This window comes from Flavobacterium luminosum, from assembly GCF_023635005.1.
Classification (GTDB): domain Bacteria; phylum Bacteroidota; class Bacteroidia; order Flavobacteriales; family Flavobacteriaceae; genus Flavobacterium; species Flavobacterium luminosum.
Map to the genome: position 1 here is coordinate 602,995 of NZ_JAMLJM010000001.1, position 19,446 is coordinate 622,440.

Here is a 19,446-nt window from a genome sequence, read left to right on the forward strand (position 1 = left end):
TTAAATTATTTAGTAACTTAGCATATTCCGTGGTTCTACCCCTTTCGATTTCCTAACAAACAACTGATACCCCACACTTGCTTCGAGCATGGCAATTTGCTGGCTAACCGCTGGCTGACTAATAAATAATTCCTTAGCAGCCAATGAAAAATTACCGTTTTTATACACCGATTTGAAAGTTCGATACCATTCTAAGTTTACCATGATATAAATTTATTTATCACAAACATAATTCAATTTATTTTTACTAATAACACAATCGAAGTAAATTTGTAGCAAAAAAAATAAATAATGAAACAATTAATTTTATTAGGACTTATGGCAGTGGCTGTAGGTTGCAAAACAAAAAATATAGAACAAGAAAAAAACAACACTATGAAAAAAGTATTATTTGTGGTTACTAGCCACGATCAATTGGGTAATACAGGAGCTAAAACAGGCTTCTGGACAGAAGAATTTGCAGCGCCTTATTATGCTTTGATAGACCAAGGAGTAGAAGTAACTATTGCATCACCTCTTGGCGGTCAACCTCCAATTGACCCTAAAAGTGCTGACCCTAGCTCGGCTACAGAAGACACCAAACGTTTTGACAATGATAAAGATCTTTTGGAAAAATTAAAACATACTCATAAATTAGCTGATATCAATCAAGCTGATTACGATGCTGTTTTTTATCCTGGTGGTCACGGACCTCTTTGGGATTTGGCAGAAGATGAAAAATCAATCGCTTTAATTGCTGATTTTTATAAAAATAACAAACCTATAAGTTTTGTTTGTCACGCTCCAGCTGCATTGAAAAACGTAAAAATTGATGGTGAGTTCTTGGTAAAAGGAAAAAAACTAACCGGTTTTACTAATGAGGAAGAAGAAGCAGTAGGGTTAGCAAACATAGTTCCGTTCTTGTTAGAAAACGAATTACAGAAAAATGGTGCTACCTATTCTAAATCTGAAAATTGGCAAGAATATGCTGTGGAAGATGGTTTATTAATTACTGGTCAAAATCCAGCCTCTTCTAAATTGGTAGCAAAAAAATTATTAGATCAATTAAACAAAAAATAAGTATGTTAAACTTCGAATTATACAATCCTGTAAACTATGTGTTTGGGAAGGGACAAATAGCTAAGCTCCCTGAATTATTACCTGCTAATACTAAAATTCTCCTAGCCTATGGTGGAGGAAGTATTTTTAAAAATGGTATCTACGATCAAGTAAAAACCGCTTTAGCTGGATTTGATGTTGTGGAGTTTGGTGGTATTGAACCAAATCCTAGATATGAAACTTTAATGAAAGCAGTAGCAATCATTAAAGAACAAAACATTGGTTTCATCTTAGCTGTAGGCGGAGGAAGTGTTATTGATGGAATTAAATTTGTTTCTGCAGCCGTTAAATTTAATGGCGATCCTATCGATATTTTACAAAAACGTATTCTAACAAAAGATACCAATGCGGTAATTCCATTTGGAGGCATTTTGACATTACCTGCTACAGGTTCAGAAATGAATTCAGGAGGAGTAATTACCATTAACGCTACTCAAGAAAAATTATCTTTTGGAGGAAGTGCATTATTCCCTAAATTTTCAATAGTAGACCCTACTGTTATTCATTCATTACCAAAAAGACAACTACAAAACGGTGTAGTAGATGCTTTTACTCATGTTTTAGAGCAATACCTTACTTATTCTCATGATGCTTTATTACAAGACCGCTTAGCAGAAAGCATCTTACAAACATTAATTGAAGTTGGTCCTGATGTAGTAGAAAATCCAACTGATTACAAATTGGCTTCCAACTTTGTTTGGAGTTGTACTATGGCACTAAATGGATTAATCCAAAAAGGAGTACCTTCGGATTGGGCTACCCACATGATTGGTCATGAACTAACAGCACTTTACGAAATCGATCATGCAAGAACATTGGCTATTATTGGTCCAAATTTATATCGAGTGATGTTTGACTCTAAGAAAGAAAAATTAGCACAATACGGAAAACGCGTTTGGAATCTTCAAGGAACCGATGAGGATATTGCTAAAAAAGCGATTGATAAAACTACTGAGTTTTTCCAAAAAATGGGAATGTTAACTCGTTTATCTGAAAACACTTCTAACTACGATGGAACAGCCGATTTTATTGTAAAACGCTTCGAGGAAAGAGGCTGGACTGCTATGGGTGAAAAACAAAATATCACACCAGAAAAAGTACGTGAAATTGTAGAATTGAGTTATTAAAATAGTTATAGTTATAAATTCAGAAGGCGCTCTGGGATGAATTCCTAGAGCGCCTTCTTACTAAACACCAAAAACAAAACGTAATTCAACTTAAATTTATTTCAATTTACTAACTCTATTTTTTTGTACTTTTTCTCTTTACATCCAACGGTGATTGTTTCATGTATTGGATGAATCCTCTCCCGACAAATTCATAAGTAGTTCCGCTAGCATTATGATATAATCGTATACGACTATCATTAATAACGGTTAGTGTAAAAGATTCATTGCCCCAAAAATCATAATCTAATGTTAAAGTTTTACTGTACATATTGGAAGTATTTAAAATTCCATAAAATCCAGTAAAGTCCCAATAAATACTATTTACACTTGTGCCTGGTAAATCTTTCGATGAACGAAATGTATCACTACTTCCTCCTGCTACGAACTGAATAAAATGTTCGTTATCAAAATCATTCAAAGCACCCGCTCTACTTGTATACACTTTTTCCCAAGCTTTATATTCTTGTAAAAAGTAATGAATGTTGTCATAAAACAATCGATCGTAGTCAAAACCATTTCTTTGATAACCGATTAAGTAATAGGTTGTATTTTGACGTCTATCGTATAATTTTATACGATTAGCAGCCGTTTGATATACTTCCAAGTCATAAGTTCCATAAACATCATGATAGACCCTTATTCCATTTGAAAAATAATCGTAGTAGCCGACTCTAATTCCAAAACCGTTACCTGTTGACCCTATACCGGCTAAATTGTTATTGGCATACAAAGCACCCTCTAAAAAAGAGATCGTAAAAGCCCTTGACAAGAAAGGAACATCTCCCGAACCAGTGGTTGCCTCATAATCTACATACCACAATTCATAACTATTCATTAATTCCGGTAACGAAATGCCGTTATCTACATAATCATCACCTATAAAAACATCGGCTGTACATGAACTCAACAACATTGTTGCTGACAAACTCACCAAAAATAATTTTATCGCTCTCATAACTCAAGGTTTTTATAGTTTCATTTTAACATTACCAATATGCATGCCAAAAAATTGTTACCTTTGTATTCCTTTCATTTTTTGAATAAACTTTTACTCGTTTTTCTCTCAAAATTCACTATGTCTCCCTTGGTGAATTTAACGCGAAAAAAGAGATGAAAATAACTATTATGAGTGAGAATAAACATAAGTTTGCGGTTATAGGTGGTGGCAGTTGGGCTACAGCCATTGTAAAAATGTTAACAATGAATGTAGACCAAGTACAATGGTATATGCGTAGTGTGTATGCTTTAGAACACCTAAAATTGCATAAACATAACCCGAACTACCTAAGTTCTGTAGAATTTGACACTAAAAAACTTCATTTAACCAACGATATCAATGAGGCTGTTGCCAATGCAGACTATATTATCTTTGCTATTCCTTCAGCTTTCTTAAGTAACGAGTTGGCTAATTTAACCGAAAGTTTAGAAGGTAAAGTTATCTTCTCTGCTATCAAAGGAATTGTACCGGAAAGCAGTTTAATTGTAGGACAGCATTTTAATACCTACTACAATATCCCATTTGAAAATATTGGGGTTATCACAGGACCATGTCACGCTGAAGAAGTCGCTTTAGAACGTCTTTCGTACCTAACCATAGCGTGTGGCGATGCTTCCAAAGCTAAAATCATGGCCAAAAATCTGGCTAGTTATTTCATAAAAACAAAAACTACCGATGATATTATCGGAACCGAATATGCCGCTGTTTTAAAAAACATCTATTCTATTGCCGCAGGTATTGCACACGGATTGGGTTACGGGGATAATTTCCAAGCGGTATTGATGAGTAATGCCATAAGAGAGATGAAACGTTTTATTAGAAAAGTACACAAAATGAAACGTAACATCAATAATTCGGCCTATTTAGGAGATTTACTAGTAACCGGTTATTCTCTCTTTTCTAGAAACAGAATGTTTGGTAACATGATAGGAAAAGGCTACACAGTAAAATCGGCACAAATGGAAATGAGTATGATTGCAGAAGGTTATTATGCCGCAAAAAGTGCTTGGAATCTAAACAAAGAATACGGAGCTAAAACACCGATTCTTGATGCCGTTTATGAGGTTTTATATGAAGGAAAAGAAGCTAAAAAAGCCTTCAAAAAACTGACAGAAAAATTAGATTAAACTTATATAAAAAAGTAGTGCTTATCCCATTAAAGATAAGCGCTGCTTTTTTATTTTACTACCACTCCATTCTTCCATAAAATGGGTACTTCCTCTGTAGCATGTTCGTTAATGGTATTCTGACGGAAGGTGAATTTTTTATCATAAAGCGTATTACCTATAAAATACGTCACCATAAACTCATTATTTAGGGCTAAAACACTATTCTCAATCATTTCTATTTTAAGAGCAGAAACACTAGGCAACGATTTAAAACCGTGTCGTAGAAGAGACGTTTTACGCATTTCGTTGTCGATTTTTCCGTAGGCTTTCGAAACAACGATTAGGTTTTCCAACTCAAAATCAGAATCATTAATTAAATAAACGTTCCAAACTTTATCCATAAAATCGTCATTCCATTCTTGGATAGCGGCTAAAAATACATTTTCTACTTTGGGAATAATAATGTCTTTTTTCATAAAAAGCTATAAAGATAAAAGTCGAAAGCCAAAAGCCTATTCAAAAGACTTTTGACCTTCGACAATACAATGTAAAATTTATATACTCGATTTGAATTGCTCTAAGAAACGTACATCGTTTTCATAGAACATACGAATATCGCCAATTTGATACAACAACATGGCAATACGTTCAATACCCATACCAAAGGCAAAACCATTGTATTCTTCTGGGTTGATGTCACAATTCTTTAACACATTAGGATCTACCATACCACAGCCCATGATTTCCAACCAACCCGTTCCTTTGGTGATACGATAATCTGTTTCTGTTTTAAGTCCCCAGTAAATATCTACTTCAGCACTAGGCTCTGTAAAAGGGAAGTACGAAGGACGAAGACGTATTTTTGACTTACCAAACATTTCTTTGGTAAAATATAATAAGGTTTGCTTTAAATCGGCAAATGAAACATCTTTATCAATGTATAATCCTTCTACTTGGTGAAAAATACAATGCGAACGAGATGAAATGGCTTCATTACGAAATACTCTACCTGGAGATATTGTACGAATAGGCGGCTTGTGACCTTCCATATATCTTACCTGTACCGATGAAGTATGTGTACGCAAAAGAACATCCGGATTCGTCTGAATGAAAAATGTATCTTGCATATCTCTTGCCGGATGGTACTCTGGAAGATTTAAAGCGGTAAAGTTGTGCCAATCGTCTTCAATTTCAGGACCTTCCGACACATTAAAACCTACATTAGAAAAAATGTCGATGATTTGATTTTTAACCAAAGAAATAGGATGACGTGAACCAATTTTGAAAGGTTCTTCTGGACGGGTTAAATCACCATAAATACCTTTGATTTCTTCCTTGCTCTCTAATTCCTCCTGAATCGTTTTTACTTTCTCTTCGGCTGTATTTTTTAGTGTATTGATGATTTGCCCAAATTCTTTTTTCTGATCGTTCGGTACATTTTTGAATTCAGCAAAGATTTCTTTCACCAATCCTTTACTTCCAAGGAATCGGATTCGGAATTCTTCTAATTTTTCTTTACTTTGAGTCTCAAAAGCCTGAGCCTCTGCTATGTATTCTTTAATCTTATCTATCATCGGTCTTTTCAATATAATGGCAAAGTTACAATTTTTAGTTTAGAGTTCACAGCGAACCGTTGACAGTATTTATTTGATTATTTCTTTTTCTAAGAAGTAATTCACAATGGCCTCTTTCATTAAAACGGATTGTTCTCCTGCTTTTAAAGGTGGCAATGCTTCTTTAATTTTATAATGGGGCCATCCGTCATGATCGAAATAATCAAATTCATAATACCCATAAGGTTCTAACAACCTGCAAATAGCAATATGCATCAAATTGATTTTTTCATCTTTTTTGAAAGCTTTTCCAAATCTTCCTAACTCTTGAATTCCGATGAGATAGATAATCGCATCCAGATCTAGTTCATCACCATCGGCAAACTGTTTAGAAAGTAGGTTGACCACCTGCTCCCAGCGGTTTTTAAGTTGTATATCGCGTGACATTATTTTCAAAATTTAAGTTAATGGTACAAAGAAACCTTCATACACCTTGCAAAGATACTATTGTTAGATGAGATTAAAGAATTCTGTTATCTTTGTTACTCATCCAACTTTTAATCATGGAATTTCTTGATATTATATTGTCCGCTAGTCTTGTTTTTGGTTTTTACAAAGGATTTAAAAACGGGCTCTTTGTAGAATTGGCTTCGTTAGTAGCATTCTTCGTAGGACTTTTTGTTGCCTTAAAATTCTCCTACATCGTTGCTGAATTATTAGATGAAAGTTTTTCTTGGTCCCCAGAAAAAGTACAACTTATTGCGTTTTTAATTACTTTGGTTGGTGTAATTTTTACCATTCATTGGTCCGCTAAAATAGTATCGGAAATAGCAAATTTCGCTTTTCTTGGATGGGCCAATTCATTGCTAGGTGGTATTTTCGGGACGCTTAAGACTATTTTATTAATCGGTATTTTTCTGCATTTATTCGAGAAAATAAACATCAACAACCTCTTGGTAAGTAAAGAAACTCAAGAAAATTCACTTTTGTTAGCGCCGTGCAAAAAGACTTCCGAAACCTTACTCCCCATTCTTAGCGATTGGTTTACGAGTTTGAAAGACAAAACCAATTCGATTGACCAAGAGCAAGAGACTTCTTCCACAACAAATCAAGCATAATCCGTAGAAACGGTTTATTTTATCTCTTTGACAGCGCTCTTCTCAATCCAACCTTCTTTTTGATCCTGCAGTTGAATTTTTTTATAATTGTGCAAAGTTTCTAAAACATATACTTTGGTTCCTGCATGCAACGTAAAAGCATTGGGTGCAGCACTATTGGGTTCACTTTTCACTGCTACGGTATCGACAAACACGATCGCCGGTTTTTCATTCTGATAACGTGATTGTTCAAAAAAGCCAGCCAATATGCTCACCGATAAAAACAACAACAAAAGAATCATACCAGAAAAGAACACTCTCTTTAACGAAGTAGTAGTTGAAAAATAATACCCTACAAAACTGAACAAAAAGAAGACTGCGAAAATGATTGCTATCCAAGCCCACGTATCATAATGAAAAGCGGAAGTGAAATCGGTTAGTATTTTGTAGAAACCAACTTTAGGAACCTCAACAATTTCATCGATGGCCATTTTTCGGGCAAATTCAAGATTATTTTGAATTTCGCTATCATTGGGTTGCAACAAAAGTGCTTTTTCGAAATTATAAACTGCTGGGGCTACTTCATTCAATTTATAATAACAATTTCCAAGGTTAAAATAAACTTCCGCCGATTCTTCTCCAGATTTCAAAATACTTTCATAAGCAACTATAGCCTCTTGGTATTTACCTTTTTCGTACAGAGAATTCCCTTTTTCAAAAGCCTCCTGTGCCCAGAATACCTGAGTAAAAAGTAAAAATATATAGAATAGTTTTTTCATTTTTTTGATCTATTTATCAGAAATAAACAAAGTAATACATCAAATTGACACCTTTAATCTCATTAGGATTGCACAATTTGTTTTTCTAATTCCGAAATAATATTCACTGCGAGATCGTAATCATTTTGAATACCAGTACTTGTCGATGGCGCATATCGGGCAAACTCACAACTCTCCATCAAGGCAATGAATTGGTTGATTGTATCGGTATCTGCTTGCTTAGAAACCAATAATTCTTTGATTTTATCTTTACTCATTTCCGAAGTCTCAATATGTAACTTCGCCTTCAAGAAATTATGCAACGCTCTTTCTAAAGCAATATAAAATAGCTCTTTGTTACCCAACTGTTTTTGTGCTTCCGACAAGTATTTTTTAGCTAATCGGTTTGACAATCTGATGCGGTTTCCAACCACATCGGAATTAATGGCCTCTTTCTTTTTACGGAATGCCACCAATAACGGAATGAATAAAAACGGTGCCGCTAACAAAGCGTAAAACAAACCAGAACCTAGAAAATCCTCTCGATGTTGACTTACTAGACTCGTTTTAGTTTTTATAAAACCAAACGTTGCGTTGGCAATCACATTTTTCTTATTCGAATTGTTTTGTGCCAAAGTGTTAGAACCACTTCCTTCACCTACTTCCAAAGTAATTTCATTAGAAGTGATCGTTTTGTATGATTTAGTTGCTAAATCGAAGTAAGAGAAACTCAACGGTTGTATTGGAAATTTCCCTTCCGATTGAGGAATAATAGTATACGTATCCGAAATACTTCCTGTCATCCCTGAAAGCGGGGTTTGCACGTTCTCCTGATGTGCTGGATCATACATTTCTAAAGAAGCTGGAACCACCGGTTTAGGCAGGGTAAAAAGTTTTAAATTCCCTTTTCCTGAAACCTGAACTTTTAGGTCTAAAGATTCTCCAGTTTTAAGCTGTGTTCTTGAAGGAATAACTTTGAAATCAAAGGTACCTACCGCACCACTGAAATTTTCAGGTTTCCCAGCTTCAGGCAATGGTTTAACGGAAATCACCCTTGATCCGGCAGAAACTTTTTTATGTCCCATGGTCATAATAGGGCGACCGAAGAAATCGTATTCACCCGATGGCACTTCTACTTCTACATCTAAAGTGAGAGGCTCGATTTCTAGTTTACCCGATTTTTGCGGATACAAAACCGTTTTTCGAAGTACCGCAAACCTGTAAGGTTCTCCTTTAAAAGTTCCTTGTTGTACTTGTAGTTGTTTTACATCTATATTTTGACTCCAGAAGTTGGTATACTTGGGATTTTGCACTTCTCTCCAACCGCCTACACCAGAACGATTACTAACATAAATCTTATAAACTACGGTAATCGGCTCGTTGAGATATGGATTTGAATTAGAAATTTCTGCTACCAAATGTACACCATCTTTGCCGGCTGTTACTACCGGTGCTTGTCTTGGTTGACCGTACGGGTTGTATTGTTCATAAGGATCTCGCTCTTCCTGAACGGCATTGCCTACGGTTACTTTTACTGGATTGGTTTTATAAATCTGTCCGTTAATTTCGATGGTTGCCTGTTTTATGACAAAAGAGCCTTTTTTGGTAGGCTGTAAAAAATAAGAATACGTCTTTTCAAATGCTTTTTTTCCATTAACCCATGTAAAACTAACAGATTGGTTGGGGCCACCTACAATTCTAAATCCTTCGAAAGAGGGTGGATTAAAATTATCCCCATCTTCATTCATAGTAAAGTCGATGCGCAAACGTTCATTAATTCCTAATGAATTTTTGCTCACACTAGCTTCAAATTGTACTTGTGCTGTCAATTTGAAACTTAAAAGTAACACTATAAAAAGTAGTTTGTTCATTCCTTAATCTTCATTTTTTTACCAGTCTTTGCCTTCTTCAACCGGTTTTCCTTTTACTTTTTTGGCATTTACTCTATCCTGAATCTTCTTTTCCTCGTTGTTTACAGCATCCAATAAATTCTGCAAACGGTCTTTAGGAACATTTCCGGGCTTTGGCTCCTGATTATTCTGATTTTCTTTTTGGTCTTCAGGTTTTTCTTTATTCTGGTTTTGATCTTTGTTATTTTGATCTTTATTGTCCTGATTTTGCTTGTTTTGATCTTTGTTCTGATCCTTATTGTTATCTTTATTATCCTGTTTGTTGTCTTTCTTGTCGTTGCCTTTCGGAGGGTTTTCTTTCAACATTTTCTTAGCCAAAGCATAATTGTAACGTGTTTCCTCATCGGCAGGGTTGTTGCGTAAAGCATTTTTGTAGGCTTCAACCGCTCTGTCATACGCTTTCTCTTTCATAAACACATTGCCTAAATTATGATAAGCTCTGTGCTTTTGTTGTTTTCCCTTCGCCATTTCAATTGCTTTAGCATAAGCAAATTTAGCTTCCGAAGGTTGGTTTTGTCTGTAAATAGCGTTCCCTAAATTATAAGAAGCTGTAGCTCGTTTTTCATTTATAGATTTTGAAACACGGTAATTGGCTTCCGCTTCTGCATATTGTTTTTTCTGAAACTCATCGTTTCCATCAGGCAAAGCAAAATCTTTTTTCTGTTGTGCAGAAACAGCAACAAAAGTCAACAAAAATACTATTTTAAAAATGCTTTTCATGTTAATTCTGCTTCTTCTCATTGAACAAATCTAATTTTTGAATCCATTTTGTTTTTCGCTCTAGTAAGAACACATCAAGGAACAACAAAAAGAAACCAATTCCTAAAAACCATTGAAACTGTGATTGGAAATTAGCCATTTCCGTAGCTTCAAATTCTGTTTTTTGGATATTGTTAAGTGATTTACGCATAAATTCGAGTACTTCCTTAGTGCTATTGCCATTAATATAGGCACCATTAGCAGATTTAGCAATATCTTCTAGAGCTTCCGGACGCAATTGAGTAATTACCTTTTCCCCAGTAGATTTATCGATATGATAACTCTCCGTCACTCCTCCTCGTTTAATAGGAATAGGGCCTCCAGCAGTAGTTCCCACTCCAATGGTGATGATTTTAATTCCTTTCTTTCGAGCTTCGGCAGCCGCCTCGGCAGCCGCTTCCGAATGGTCTTCACCATCGGTCACCATGATTAACAATTTACTCGTATTGCCACTTCCTTCAAAATATTGTTGCGTTAGCTGAATAGCCTCGTTCAGATTACTTCCTTGAGAAGAAATCATGCCTGGATTCATGGACTGCAAAAACATTTTAGCAATATTATAATCGGTCGTGATGGGTAATAGAGGAAAAGCACTTCCGGAATAAGCAATAATTCCAATACGGTCGGATCCTAAATTATTAATAATCTGTGACACCAATTGTTTTCCTTTTTCTAAACGATTTGGCGCAACGTCTTCGGCCAGCATACTTTTAGAAACATCCACAGCAAATACGATATCGATTCCTTCTCGTTTTACTTTTTCGACTTTAGTTCCTATTTTCGGATTTACCAATGCGATGATTAACATTGTAATTCCCAACAAGACAATGGCAAATTTTAGGACAGGTTTAAAAATCGATTTTTCAGGACTTAATCGTTGAACCAGATTGGCATCACCAAATTCTCGCTGCTTTTTGAGTTTCCAAAATTGAACCCACAGAAAAAGCAAAACCAATAGTGGCAGCAAGAATAATAAATACAAATATTTTGATTCGTCTAACTCGTACATTTTTTACTGTGAATTGTAAACTATAACATTAATGTTGATTAACAATCGCCGGATTCACTGGGAATACAACAATTATTATCTTAAATAAAACTTCTGAAAAGAGTATTTCGCAACACTATTTCCAACAGCAACAACAAACCTGCCAACACCACAAAAGGTCTGAATTTTTCATCGTAATTAACAAACTTTAACTCTTCGATTTTTGTGGTTTCCAACTGATTAATCTCATCATAAATTTGTTGTAATGCTTTATTATTTTGAGCTCTGAAATATTTTCCTCCTGTTTTTTGAGCAATTTCTTTCATGAGTTTCTCGTCAATCTGAACGGGCATCATTTTAAATAAAAATCCACCATTGGGTGCATAAGCATAAGGAAACAGAGCATTGCCATTGGTTCCTATCCCGATGGTATAGACCTTAATCCCTAAATCGGCCGCAATTTCCGAAGCCATAATCGGTTCTAGGAAACCTGAATTGTTCACCCCATCGGTCATAAGTATAACTACTTTACTTTTTGCTTTACTTTCTTTTAATCGGTTAACGGCCGTGGCCAATCCCATTCCGATTCCGGTTCCGTCTTGTAAAACATTATCATACTTAATATCATTGATGGCTTGTAACACAACTGCTTTGTCACTAGTTACAGGTGTTTTGGTGTAAGCTTCTGCAGCGTATACTACAATCCCAATACGATCGCTTACTCGCTCTTTAACAAAAGCTGTTGCTACCTCTTTTAAAGCTTCCATACGATTGGGCTTTAAATCTTTGGCCAACATACTTCCGGAAACATCCGAAGCTATGACAATATCAATACCATTCGTACTATTCGTTTTACTGTTCACATCGACCGTTCTAGGTCTTGCCAAAGCAATAATTAATGAACTTAATGCCAATAAACGCAATACCAACAATAAAGGTCTCAGTTTTGGCAATATACTGCTGATTGTTTTAAACCCTTTTGTGGAGCTGATTTGAAGCGTTGGAGTTTCTTCATTTCTCTTAAAGAAATACCAAACCACAGCCAAAGGCAAAAACAGAAACAACCAAAAGAATTCGGGATTTAAAAAGGTTACCTTATCCATTAGTTGGTTAATTTTAATTCGACAGATTCCAGCATTCGTTCTGCTATTTTTTGAGCTCTTTCATCGGCTTCTTTGTGAACAATCATAATTTGTTGCAATCCTCCGGCTTGGCTGAATAACAAAATCTCGAAATACAATCTTTCGTCTTGCACCATCATTGTTCCGAATCCTTTAATTCCTTTAATTCCTTGCTCGGTGCTAAATTCTCCTTGTCGTACAATCATGTTTTGTACCCCTTGTGCTTCGAGTGTTTTTACAGTACCTTCCAGCGCTTTGGACAAATCTACATTGGTTTCTTTTTTAAATTCGGTAGTGGAAACAGTGATGTAGAAGTACTCAAAAATACTACCATACCCAAACATTTGCATTCCTTTGATTAGCGCCATAGCATCTTTAGGTACCATTTGAGAAACATCCATTCTTTTCAGTACTTTTGGAGTTTCTATAATGACTGAAGGATTACCGTATTCTGATTTAACCCAATCCGAATTCAACAATTCTTTGGTAGAATGCCCTGAAAAGCCGTTTTTAACGTAATCTAATCCTTTGGTAACTATTACAAACGTGAGTACTAGAATCGCTGCGAAACCAATGATTCCTCCAAGAGCAGTAAATTGTTTTTTCTTTTCTGCTTTTCGCTTCAACTCATCCTGTTCGCGTTGCCACTGAACACTATTTTCGTCAATGACTACTGGAATAGCTTTATCAATAGTTATAATGGTATTTTCTATCTTTTTTCGATCATCTGCAATTTCGAAATCTAACGGTTTGGATTTTGCAAATTTTACCAAATCCGCTTGTTTCAATACTTGTTCTAAACCGTCTAGTGTTTCTTTAGATAGTTTTAATTTCTTCTTGTTGGATGCGTTTTTTAGCGCTACGATTAATTCTGAAGTTGTACTTTCTTTAGCGGGAATTTCTATGGCTTCTTCAATGTAATCACGGGCAATATCTGTCAGTTCCGAGTAATATTCTTTGATTTCTCCTTTTTCTAGTAACTGTTTTTTCTCCAACTCTTGTAATAAAGTAGTCGCTTTTTCGATAGGAGAACCGTATACAATTTCTTCTTTTTTAGAAGGTTTTTTAGTTTTCTTCCAAAAATGATAAATCGCATACCCAATACCAGATAAAAGTAAAATCAGTAAAAGGTATTTCCACCAATTACCCATCGGTCTTTCAACGGCTATGATCGGTTTAATATCGTACATTTTTTGTTTAAGTGTATCGACTTTCACATCGAAAACTTCCACTTTGATGCTATCCGAAAAAACCGGTTTCTTGTCGATTAAAACAGGAATAGACGGAATAACATATTTACCGGTATCAAACTGTGTTAACCCGTATTTTTTAATCAATTGATAGTTCGTTTCCTCTTTAATTGTATCAATGGGGTAAGATTCTATAACTTCTAACCCACCAAAATGATTCACATTTGGAAAGGTAACCAAAGTAGATGGTTTTCCTTTCACTTTTAAAGTCAAGGTAAATTGTGCACCGATTTTGTTTTTGACCGTGTCAATTTTAGTTTCTAATGATTGTGCGAAACCCACTGACGAAATCAGCATCAATGCTAAAAACAAATATTTTGTAATCCACTTCATATGTCCCTATCGTGATTTAAAATATCCGAGTAATTTAGTCACGTAACTTTCATCCACTCTTGTATTAACGGTTCCCGAACCACATTTTGAAAAGATGTCTTTAAAATACTCTACCTTTTCGTGATAGTATTTCTCGTATTGTAGTCGTACCTTTTTAGAACCGGTATTGACCCACTGAATTTGGCCGGTTTCAGCATCTTGCATCGCTACCAATCCAACATCGGTCATTTTTTCTTCCCGAATATCATAGACCCTAACACCAGTGATATCGTGTTTTTTACTGGCAATTCGCAGTGTTTTTTCATAATCGTCTTCAGCAATAAAATCTGAAATCATGAAAACAATAGCTTTCTTTTTTTGAGTTCCAGATAAAAACTGCAAAGCCTGAGAAATATTGGTGTTTTTACTTTTGGGTTTAAACTCTATTAGTTCTCGAATAATACGCAATACATGAGATTTCCCTTTTTTGGGCGGGATATACAATTCGATTTGGTCTGAAAACAAAATCAAACCGATTTTATCATTATTTTGTGTTGCCGAAAATGCCAAAGTAGCGGCAATTTCGGTGACCGTATCACTTTTTAACTGGTTTTTAGTTCCGAAATTCTCCGAACCCGAAACATCTATCATGAGCATCATCGTTAATTCGCGTTCTTCTTCAAAAACCTTTACATAAGGTTCGTTGTAACGCGCAGTAACATTCCAATCGATAGACCGAACATCGTCGCCAAATTGGTATTGACGTACTTCTGAGAACGTCATCCCTCTTCCTTTGAAAGACGTATGGTATTCTCCCGAAAAGATGTGATCGCTCAATCTTCGGGTTTTAATTTCTATTTTACGAACTTTTTTAAGTAATTCCTTGGTATCCATTTCGGTGAACAGTTTATTAGTAACGGTTTACAGATTTCTACTAAGGAACCTCGATTTCGTTTACGATTTTATTGATGATATCTACAGAAGTTATATTTTCGGCTTCAGCTTCATAAGTAATTCCAATACGGTGACGCAAAACATCATGAACAACAGCGCGAACATCTTCTGGAATTACGTAACCACGACGCTTGATGAAAGCATAACATTTTGCAGCATTAGCCAAATTGATACTTCCACGAGGAGAAGCGCCAAAACTGATTAAAGGTTTTAAAGACTCTAATTTATATTTTTCAGGATAACGCGTAGCGAATATGATATCTAAAATGTATTTTTCAATTTTTTCGTCCATGTACACCTCACGAACTACTTGTTGTGCACGTAAAATCTGATCGATGGAAACTACAGCATTTACTTTTTCAAAATTACCATTCAAATTTTGACGAATCACTAGTCGCTCATCTTCCATTTTAGGATAGTCAATTACCGTTTTCAGCATAAAACGATCCACTTGTGCTTCTGGTAGCGGATACGTTCCCTCTTGTTCAACTGGGTTTTGTGTTGCCAATACTAGAAAAGGTTTTTCTAACTTGAAGGTAGAATCTCCAATGGTCACTTGTTTTTCCTGCATGGCCTCTAACAAAGCCGATTGCACTTTTGCAGGAGCACGGTTAATCTCATCCGCTAAAACAAAGTTGGCAAAAATAGGACCTTTCTTGATGGTGAATTCATTTTGCTTGATATTGTAGATCATAGTCCCCACGACATCAGCAGGTAATAAATCAGGCGTAAACTGAATACGACTGAAACTTCCTTGAACTGCTTGAGATAAGGTATTAATAGCTAATGTTTTGGCTAGCCCAGGAACCCCTTCCAACAAAATATGTCCTTGTCCTAAAAGACCAATTAACAAACGCTCAATCATGTGTTTTTGTCCCACAATAACCTTATTCATCTCCATAGTAAGAAGATCGATAAAGGCACTTTCGCGTTCTATTTTTTCATTAATGGCTCTAATATCCAAAGTCGTTGTATTTTCTTCCATCATCAATATTTTAAGGTCGTGAAATTAACATCTAAATTAATATCATGCAAATTGAAAATTAAATTAGATTCAGGCTGTTAATAATCAGTTAAATATTAAGTCCAGCGTTTACTTTTGGCTATAATTTAATACTATTTTGCTAAATTTTAAGAACTACAAAACAAGAACCTATGCCAAAGGAAAAAATCGTGAATCCAAACATGAAGCCAAGGGAAGCTTGGAAAGAGAAGAAGCTAAAAAAACTTTAAATAAAAAACGCCAACCCCGAATGAGAAAAAGGTTGACGTTTTTAGAAAACTAACTAAAATATTTGTCTGTATCTTACAGCGATTGATTTCCGAGATCTGTTACTTGACCGTTTTGTACAATCACATTGTCTATAATTTTTGGTTGCAATCCAGAAGTTGCATCAGGAGTTAATGTTACACTATACGCTCCAGCTGGTATTCCGTTAATTTGAAATTTACCTTCAGCATCGGTATAAGCAGACACCACTTCTTCATTTACTTTTACAGAAGCTAAAACCTGAACTCCAGGAGGAGTGGTAGTTACAATACCTTTAATGATACCTGAATTGGCCACTGTAGAAACTCTTATCACAGGATTTAAATTAAAATTATCCGATGAACCGGCTTGAACAACAACTGATTTTTCCACATCGAAGTCAAGTAAAAAATCGTAGGTATATCCTGCTTCTAGATTTTTATTCACCAATAATTTCAAGCCAGATTGCTGAGCACTTGGTGTTTTTAGAGGATAGGTAACTCCATCTTTCACGACACTGTTATCATCTCCTAAAACCAATCGGATTTGTCCTAAATGTCCTGAAGGAATTACTGCATCAGAAGCCAACAAAGCACTTACTCCACCTGTTAAATCAAGTAAATTATACACTTGAGGCGCTGCGGTTCCTATACTAACCCATCCAGTTTCATCAGGGTTTGCATCTGATTTTATCATTACGTCTAAAACTTCTACATAAACCGCGTCATAATCACCCGGTGCATCCGTCATTCTTACATTAATGGTAGCTGTTTTTTCTGTATCATCATTATCATTACAACTTTGAAAAGATAATGTCGTGAATACCATTAAAAGTAGGCTTAATAATCTCACATTATTTTTCATAAATTGGGTATTTGAATTAATATTATTTTGTTAACGCAAAAAAATGTACTTTAGTATTTATTTTTTAAAAAATGATTAATAAAAGGCTTTTGATTAAGAACTTATTGGGTCATAATGATGAGAATAGTTTTTATGATAAGAAGCGAAAACTTAATTTACACACCCGAGAAGGAAAAGCTAAATTCCTTAAACACATCTGCGCCTTATCTAATTCCAATCCGAACAACAATTCCTATATAGTAGTAGGTGTAGAAGATGAGAGCAATGAGATTGTGGGTGATGATTTCTTTGACGATAGCCGAATTCAAAATCTAGTTAATGCCTTTTTAGAGAACCCACCAAAAATTCAATATGAAAATGTGCCATTCCCGCATTTACCAAAAGATAAGGTAGTAGGATTGGTGACGATAAAGCCGAATCATAAAAATACTTTTTTTAAAAAAGGAATTCACACCATTGAAGCCAATACCGCCTTTGTTCGGGTAGGGAGTAACACGATTCCAACGTCTGAAAAAATACCTTTTTCCAAACAAAACATTGAAACGGTTATCAGTATCGAAAACAATTCGAGGAACAGTATTGCCCATACTTTGGAAGGAGTTATAGATTTTATTAATGTCCGTCATAAAGACATGGACACCAAGTACAAAGTTTTTAAGGAATTATTTGTGGTTTGTTGGGCAGGTAACAAAAAAAAGGTTAGAGATACCACTTATTTTTCGAGAGTAGACATTGAACTGATTAACGAGCAAATCAAATTATTTTATTCGGCACAAGACGAAGTAACTATAGAATATACCGACAACTCTTTTACCATAATAGAATATATTCGGTTGGGATTGAATGATAAAACCAGTTATTATCCTCTGGAAAAAGTGATTATTATGTTTTTCGACAATGGCTATTACAAAATCGAAACACAAATGTTATTTGAACCGCCGGAATACAACAAAAAAGTGTTGCATCATATTTATAATGCTCACAAGGCTTTACTGATAAAAATGGAGAAAGGTTTTGTTTTATCAGAAAATGAATTAAAAGATCTCGAAAATTTACCTTCTACTTTTATGTTGTGTTATCTGAATGGTTTTGAAAATGCAAAACAAAGACTGATTGATGCTAAATTACTCTTAAAACCGTATCCCAGCGTATACACAAGTTTTAAAGAAGCCATGCGTGTTTTGAGAAAAATGAAATACGATTATAAAAAATAAGTCATCATTTTTTTATTAATTGCCCTAACCGTAGCAATAATTAGGAACAGCCAAACAAACATAAATATGTAACTGTTTTGGAGGATAGAAAAACCTACTTTTTCATCATTAATTATGAGTCGGCCGTTTTTGAATGCCATGGTCAATCTATCAAAATCAGGCTGTTCGATATTTTGGATAATGTAAAACAAAATCATAATAATGTTCAGCGCAATAAGAATAAAAACGGCTAGAAAAAAAGTAGAAACAATTAATGAACACTTATTTCTTCTTTGCTGATATACTTTTTCTTCAATCATAAATTAATACCTGAAAATTAGATATTTAAATTTCCGAATATTTACGATCAAAAAAGTACGGTTTTTCCTCATATTTTGTTAAATAAACCCAGCTTCTTTCGCTTTTCGAACAATTTCTTCGTCACCTCCTTTAAAAATACCGAAAAAATCTTTGATGTTTACTTTTCGTTTTTCCACCGCACTGATAGACAGATTAGTGTATTCAGGGATATTTTTTGTTTTTACTCCCTGCGCCAATAATGAAATGATTTGTCGATTGTAAGCATCTAAATACTTCTCTCTAGAGAGCAACCCGCTCACATTCTGGGTAACACTAGAACTATGGTAATTTCCTCCTTCTACAATTTGTTCAAAGGCTTTTAATAATTCGTCGGCAGTAAAATCGCTTTTAACCAAAATTCCTTCCGGAGCCGCACCTGTAATCAAATCGTATAAAAGTATTGCTTCGGAATGAGAAGTCAATACCATAATTTTTGTGGTGGGTTTTTGTTTACGGAGAAGTACCGCAAGATCATTTCCCGACTTCAAATCTTGTTCTTCATAAGGAGGTAAACTATAATCTAACAGCACCACATCAAAGTAGTCTTCGTGCGTGATTAATTCATAAGCTGACTTACAATTCAAGGCTGACATCACTTCAAGTTCATAGCCTTTATTGTTATAGGATAAAATCATTTTGTACCCTTCAATCATTGCAGGGTGATCTTCAACAATCAGTATTTTCAGTTTCTTTTTTGTCATCGGT

Annotated in this window: 21 protein-coding genes; 5 read left to right on the forward strand and 16 right to left on the reverse strand. The window is 35.0% G+C overall.

Annotation, left to right across the window (positions count from 1 at the left end):
• Nucleotides 1-9 precede the first annotated feature (9 nt).
• Nucleotides 10-204, reverse strand: coding sequence for a helix-turn-helix domain-containing protein (locus NAT50_RS02775; RefSeq protein WP_250591249.1), 195 nt, complete (start codon nucleotides 202-204; stop codon nucleotides 10-12).
• A 114-nt stretch (nucleotides 205-318) separates the two neighbouring features.
• On the opposite strand from NAT50_RS02775, the gene NAT50_RS02780 reads away from it, so the two are divergent.
• Both NAT50_RS02780 and NAT50_RS02785 read left to right on the forward strand, forming a co-directional pair.
• Nucleotides 319-1,059 (forward strand): type 1 glutamine amidotransferase domain-containing protein, encoded by a 741-nt coding sequence (locus tag NAT50_RS02780; RefSeq protein ID WP_408610641.1) that lies wholly within the window; start codon nucleotides 319-321, stop codon nucleotides 1,057-1,059.
• Between the two features lie 2 nt (nucleotides 1,060-1,061).
• Nucleotides 1,062-2,225, forward strand: coding sequence for an iron-containing alcohol dehydrogenase (locus tag NAT50_RS02785; protein WP_250591253.1), 1,164 nt, complete (start codon nucleotides 1,062-1,064; stop codon nucleotides 2,223-2,225).
• Nucleotides 2,226-2,340: 115 nt separating this feature from the next.
• Here NAT50_RS02785 and NAT50_RS02790 read toward each other — a convergent pair whose 3' ends face one another.
• A complete protein-coding gene (locus NAT50_RS02790) occupies nucleotides 2,341-3,222 on the reverse strand; it encodes a nicotinic acid mononucleotide adenyltransferase (protein WP_250591255.1) in 882 nt (293 codons plus the stop codon).
• A gap of 170 nt (nucleotides 3,223-3,392) precedes the next feature.
• Here NAT50_RS02790 and NAT50_RS02795 point away from each other — a divergent pair, with 170 nt between their 5' ends.
• The gene (locus NAT50_RS02795; protein WP_250591257.1) at nucleotides 3,393-4,391 is read left to right on the forward strand and encodes an NAD(P)H-dependent glycerol-3-phosphate dehydrogenase; all 999 of its coding nucleotides are present in this window, start codon (nucleotides 3,393-3,395) and stop codon (nucleotides 4,389-4,391) included.
• A gap of 50 nt (nucleotides 4,392-4,441) precedes the next feature.
• On the opposite strand, the gene NAT50_RS02800 is transcribed toward NAT50_RS02795, so the two are convergent.
• The 3 genes from NAT50_RS02800 to NAT50_RS02810 all read right to left on the reverse strand — a co-directional run bounded on the left by NAT50_RS02800 (nucleotide 4,442) and on the right by NAT50_RS02810 (nucleotide 6,373).
• A complete protein-coding gene (locus tag NAT50_RS02800) occupies nucleotides 4,442-4,849 on the reverse strand; it encodes a hypothetical protein (protein WP_250591259.1) in 408 nt (135 codons plus the stop codon).
• A gap of 78 nt (nucleotides 4,850-4,927) precedes the next feature.
• Nucleotides 4,928-5,947, reverse strand: a complete 1,020-nt coding sequence (gene pheS / locus NAT50_RS02805) for a phenylalanine--tRNA ligase subunit alpha (RefSeq protein WP_250591261.1) — start codon at nucleotides 5,945-5,947, stop codon at nucleotides 4,928-4,930.
• 69 nt (nucleotides 5,948-6,016) lie between these two features.
• The gene (locus NAT50_RS02810) at nucleotides 6,017-6,373 is read right to left on the reverse strand and encodes a hypothetical protein (protein WP_250591262.1); all 357 of its coding nucleotides are present in this window, start codon (nucleotides 6,371-6,373) and stop codon (nucleotides 6,017-6,019) included.
• A gap of 116 nt (nucleotides 6,374-6,489) precedes the next feature.
• On the opposite strand from NAT50_RS02810, the gene NAT50_RS02815 reads away from it, so the two are divergent.
• Complete coding sequence (locus NAT50_RS02815; protein WP_250591263.1) at nucleotides 6,490-7,044, forward strand: CvpA family protein; 555 nt, start codon at nucleotides 6,490-6,492, stop codon at nucleotides 7,042-7,044.
• Nucleotides 7,045-7,058: 14 nt separating this feature from the next.
• Here NAT50_RS02815 and NAT50_RS02820 read toward each other — a convergent pair whose 3' ends face one another.
• The 9 genes from NAT50_RS02820 to NAT50_RS02860 form a co-directional block, all read right to left on the reverse strand.
• Entirely contained in the window at nucleotides 7,059-7,802 is a 744-nt protein-coding gene (locus NAT50_RS02820; protein ID WP_250591264.1) for a tetratricopeptide repeat protein, read from the reverse strand.
• A 62-nt stretch (nucleotides 7,803-7,864) separates the two neighbouring features.
• On the reverse strand, nucleotides 7,865-9,652 hold the full coding sequence (locus NAT50_RS02825) for a BatD family protein (RefSeq protein WP_250591265.1): 1,788 nt from the start codon (nucleotides 9,650-9,652) through the stop codon (nucleotides 7,865-7,867).
• An 18-nt stretch (nucleotides 9,653-9,670) separates the two neighbouring features.
• Nucleotides 9,671-10,432 (reverse strand): tetratricopeptide repeat protein, encoded by a 762-nt coding sequence (locus tag NAT50_RS02830; protein ID WP_408610639.1) that lies wholly within the window; start codon nucleotides 10,430-10,432, stop codon nucleotides 9,671-9,673.
• Entirely contained in the window at nucleotides 10,413-11,459 is a 1,047-nt protein-coding gene (locus tag NAT50_RS02835; protein WP_250591266.1) for a VWA domain-containing protein, read from the reverse strand. Before NAT50_RS02835 ends, NAT50_RS02830 begins: the two co-directional genes overlap by 20 nt.
• A gap of 80 nt (nucleotides 11,460-11,539) precedes the next feature.
• Nucleotides 11,540-12,541, reverse strand: a complete 1,002-nt coding sequence (locus NAT50_RS02840; protein WP_250591267.1) for a VWA domain-containing protein — start codon at nucleotides 12,539-12,541, stop codon at nucleotides 11,540-11,542.
• The gene (locus NAT50_RS02845) at nucleotides 12,541-14,142 is read right to left on the reverse strand and encodes a BatD family protein (protein ID WP_250591268.1); all 1,602 of its coding nucleotides are present in this window, start codon (nucleotides 14,140-14,142) and stop codon (nucleotides 12,541-12,543) included. Before NAT50_RS02845 ends, NAT50_RS02840 begins: the two co-directional genes overlap by 1 nt.
• Nucleotides 14,143-14,148: 6 nt before the next feature.
• On the reverse strand, nucleotides 14,149-15,015 hold the full coding sequence (locus NAT50_RS02850) for a DUF58 domain-containing protein (protein ID WP_250591269.1): 867 nt from the start codon (nucleotides 15,013-15,015) through the stop codon (nucleotides 14,149-14,151).
• Nucleotides 15,016-15,055: 40 nt separating this feature from the next.
• Nucleotides 15,056-16,060, reverse strand: a complete 1,005-nt coding sequence (locus tag NAT50_RS02855) for an AAA family ATPase (RefSeq protein ID WP_250591270.1) — start codon at nucleotides 16,058-16,060, stop codon at nucleotides 15,056-15,058.
• A 321-nt stretch (nucleotides 16,061-16,381) separates the two neighbouring features.
• Complete coding sequence (locus NAT50_RS02860; RefSeq protein WP_250591271.1) at nucleotides 16,382-17,188, reverse strand: DUF4382 domain-containing protein; 807 nt, start codon at nucleotides 17,186-17,188, stop codon at nucleotides 16,382-16,384.
• A gap of 71 nt (nucleotides 17,189-17,259) precedes the next feature.
• Here NAT50_RS02860 and NAT50_RS02865 point away from each other — a divergent pair, with 71 nt between their 5' ends.
• Complete coding sequence (locus tag NAT50_RS02865; protein WP_250591272.1) at nucleotides 17,260-18,402, forward strand: ATP-binding protein; 1,143 nt, start codon at nucleotides 17,260-17,262, stop codon at nucleotides 18,400-18,402.
• Here the strand turns inward: NAT50_RS02865 and NAT50_RS02870 are convergent.
• Complete coding sequence (locus NAT50_RS02870) at nucleotides 18,390-18,701, reverse strand: hypothetical protein (RefSeq protein WP_250591273.1); 312 nt, start codon at nucleotides 18,699-18,701, stop codon at nucleotides 18,390-18,392. The genes NAT50_RS02865 and NAT50_RS02870 overlap by 13 nt on opposite strands.
• Before the next feature lie 78 nt (nucleotides 18,702-18,779).
• Nucleotides 18,780-19,442: a response regulator transcription factor gene (locus NAT50_RS02875; RefSeq protein WP_250591274.1), complete on the reverse strand. Its 663-nt coding sequence runs from the start codon at nucleotides 19,440-19,442 to the stop codon at nucleotides 18,780-18,782.
• Between the last annotated feature and the right edge of the window lie 4 nt (nucleotides 19,443-19,446).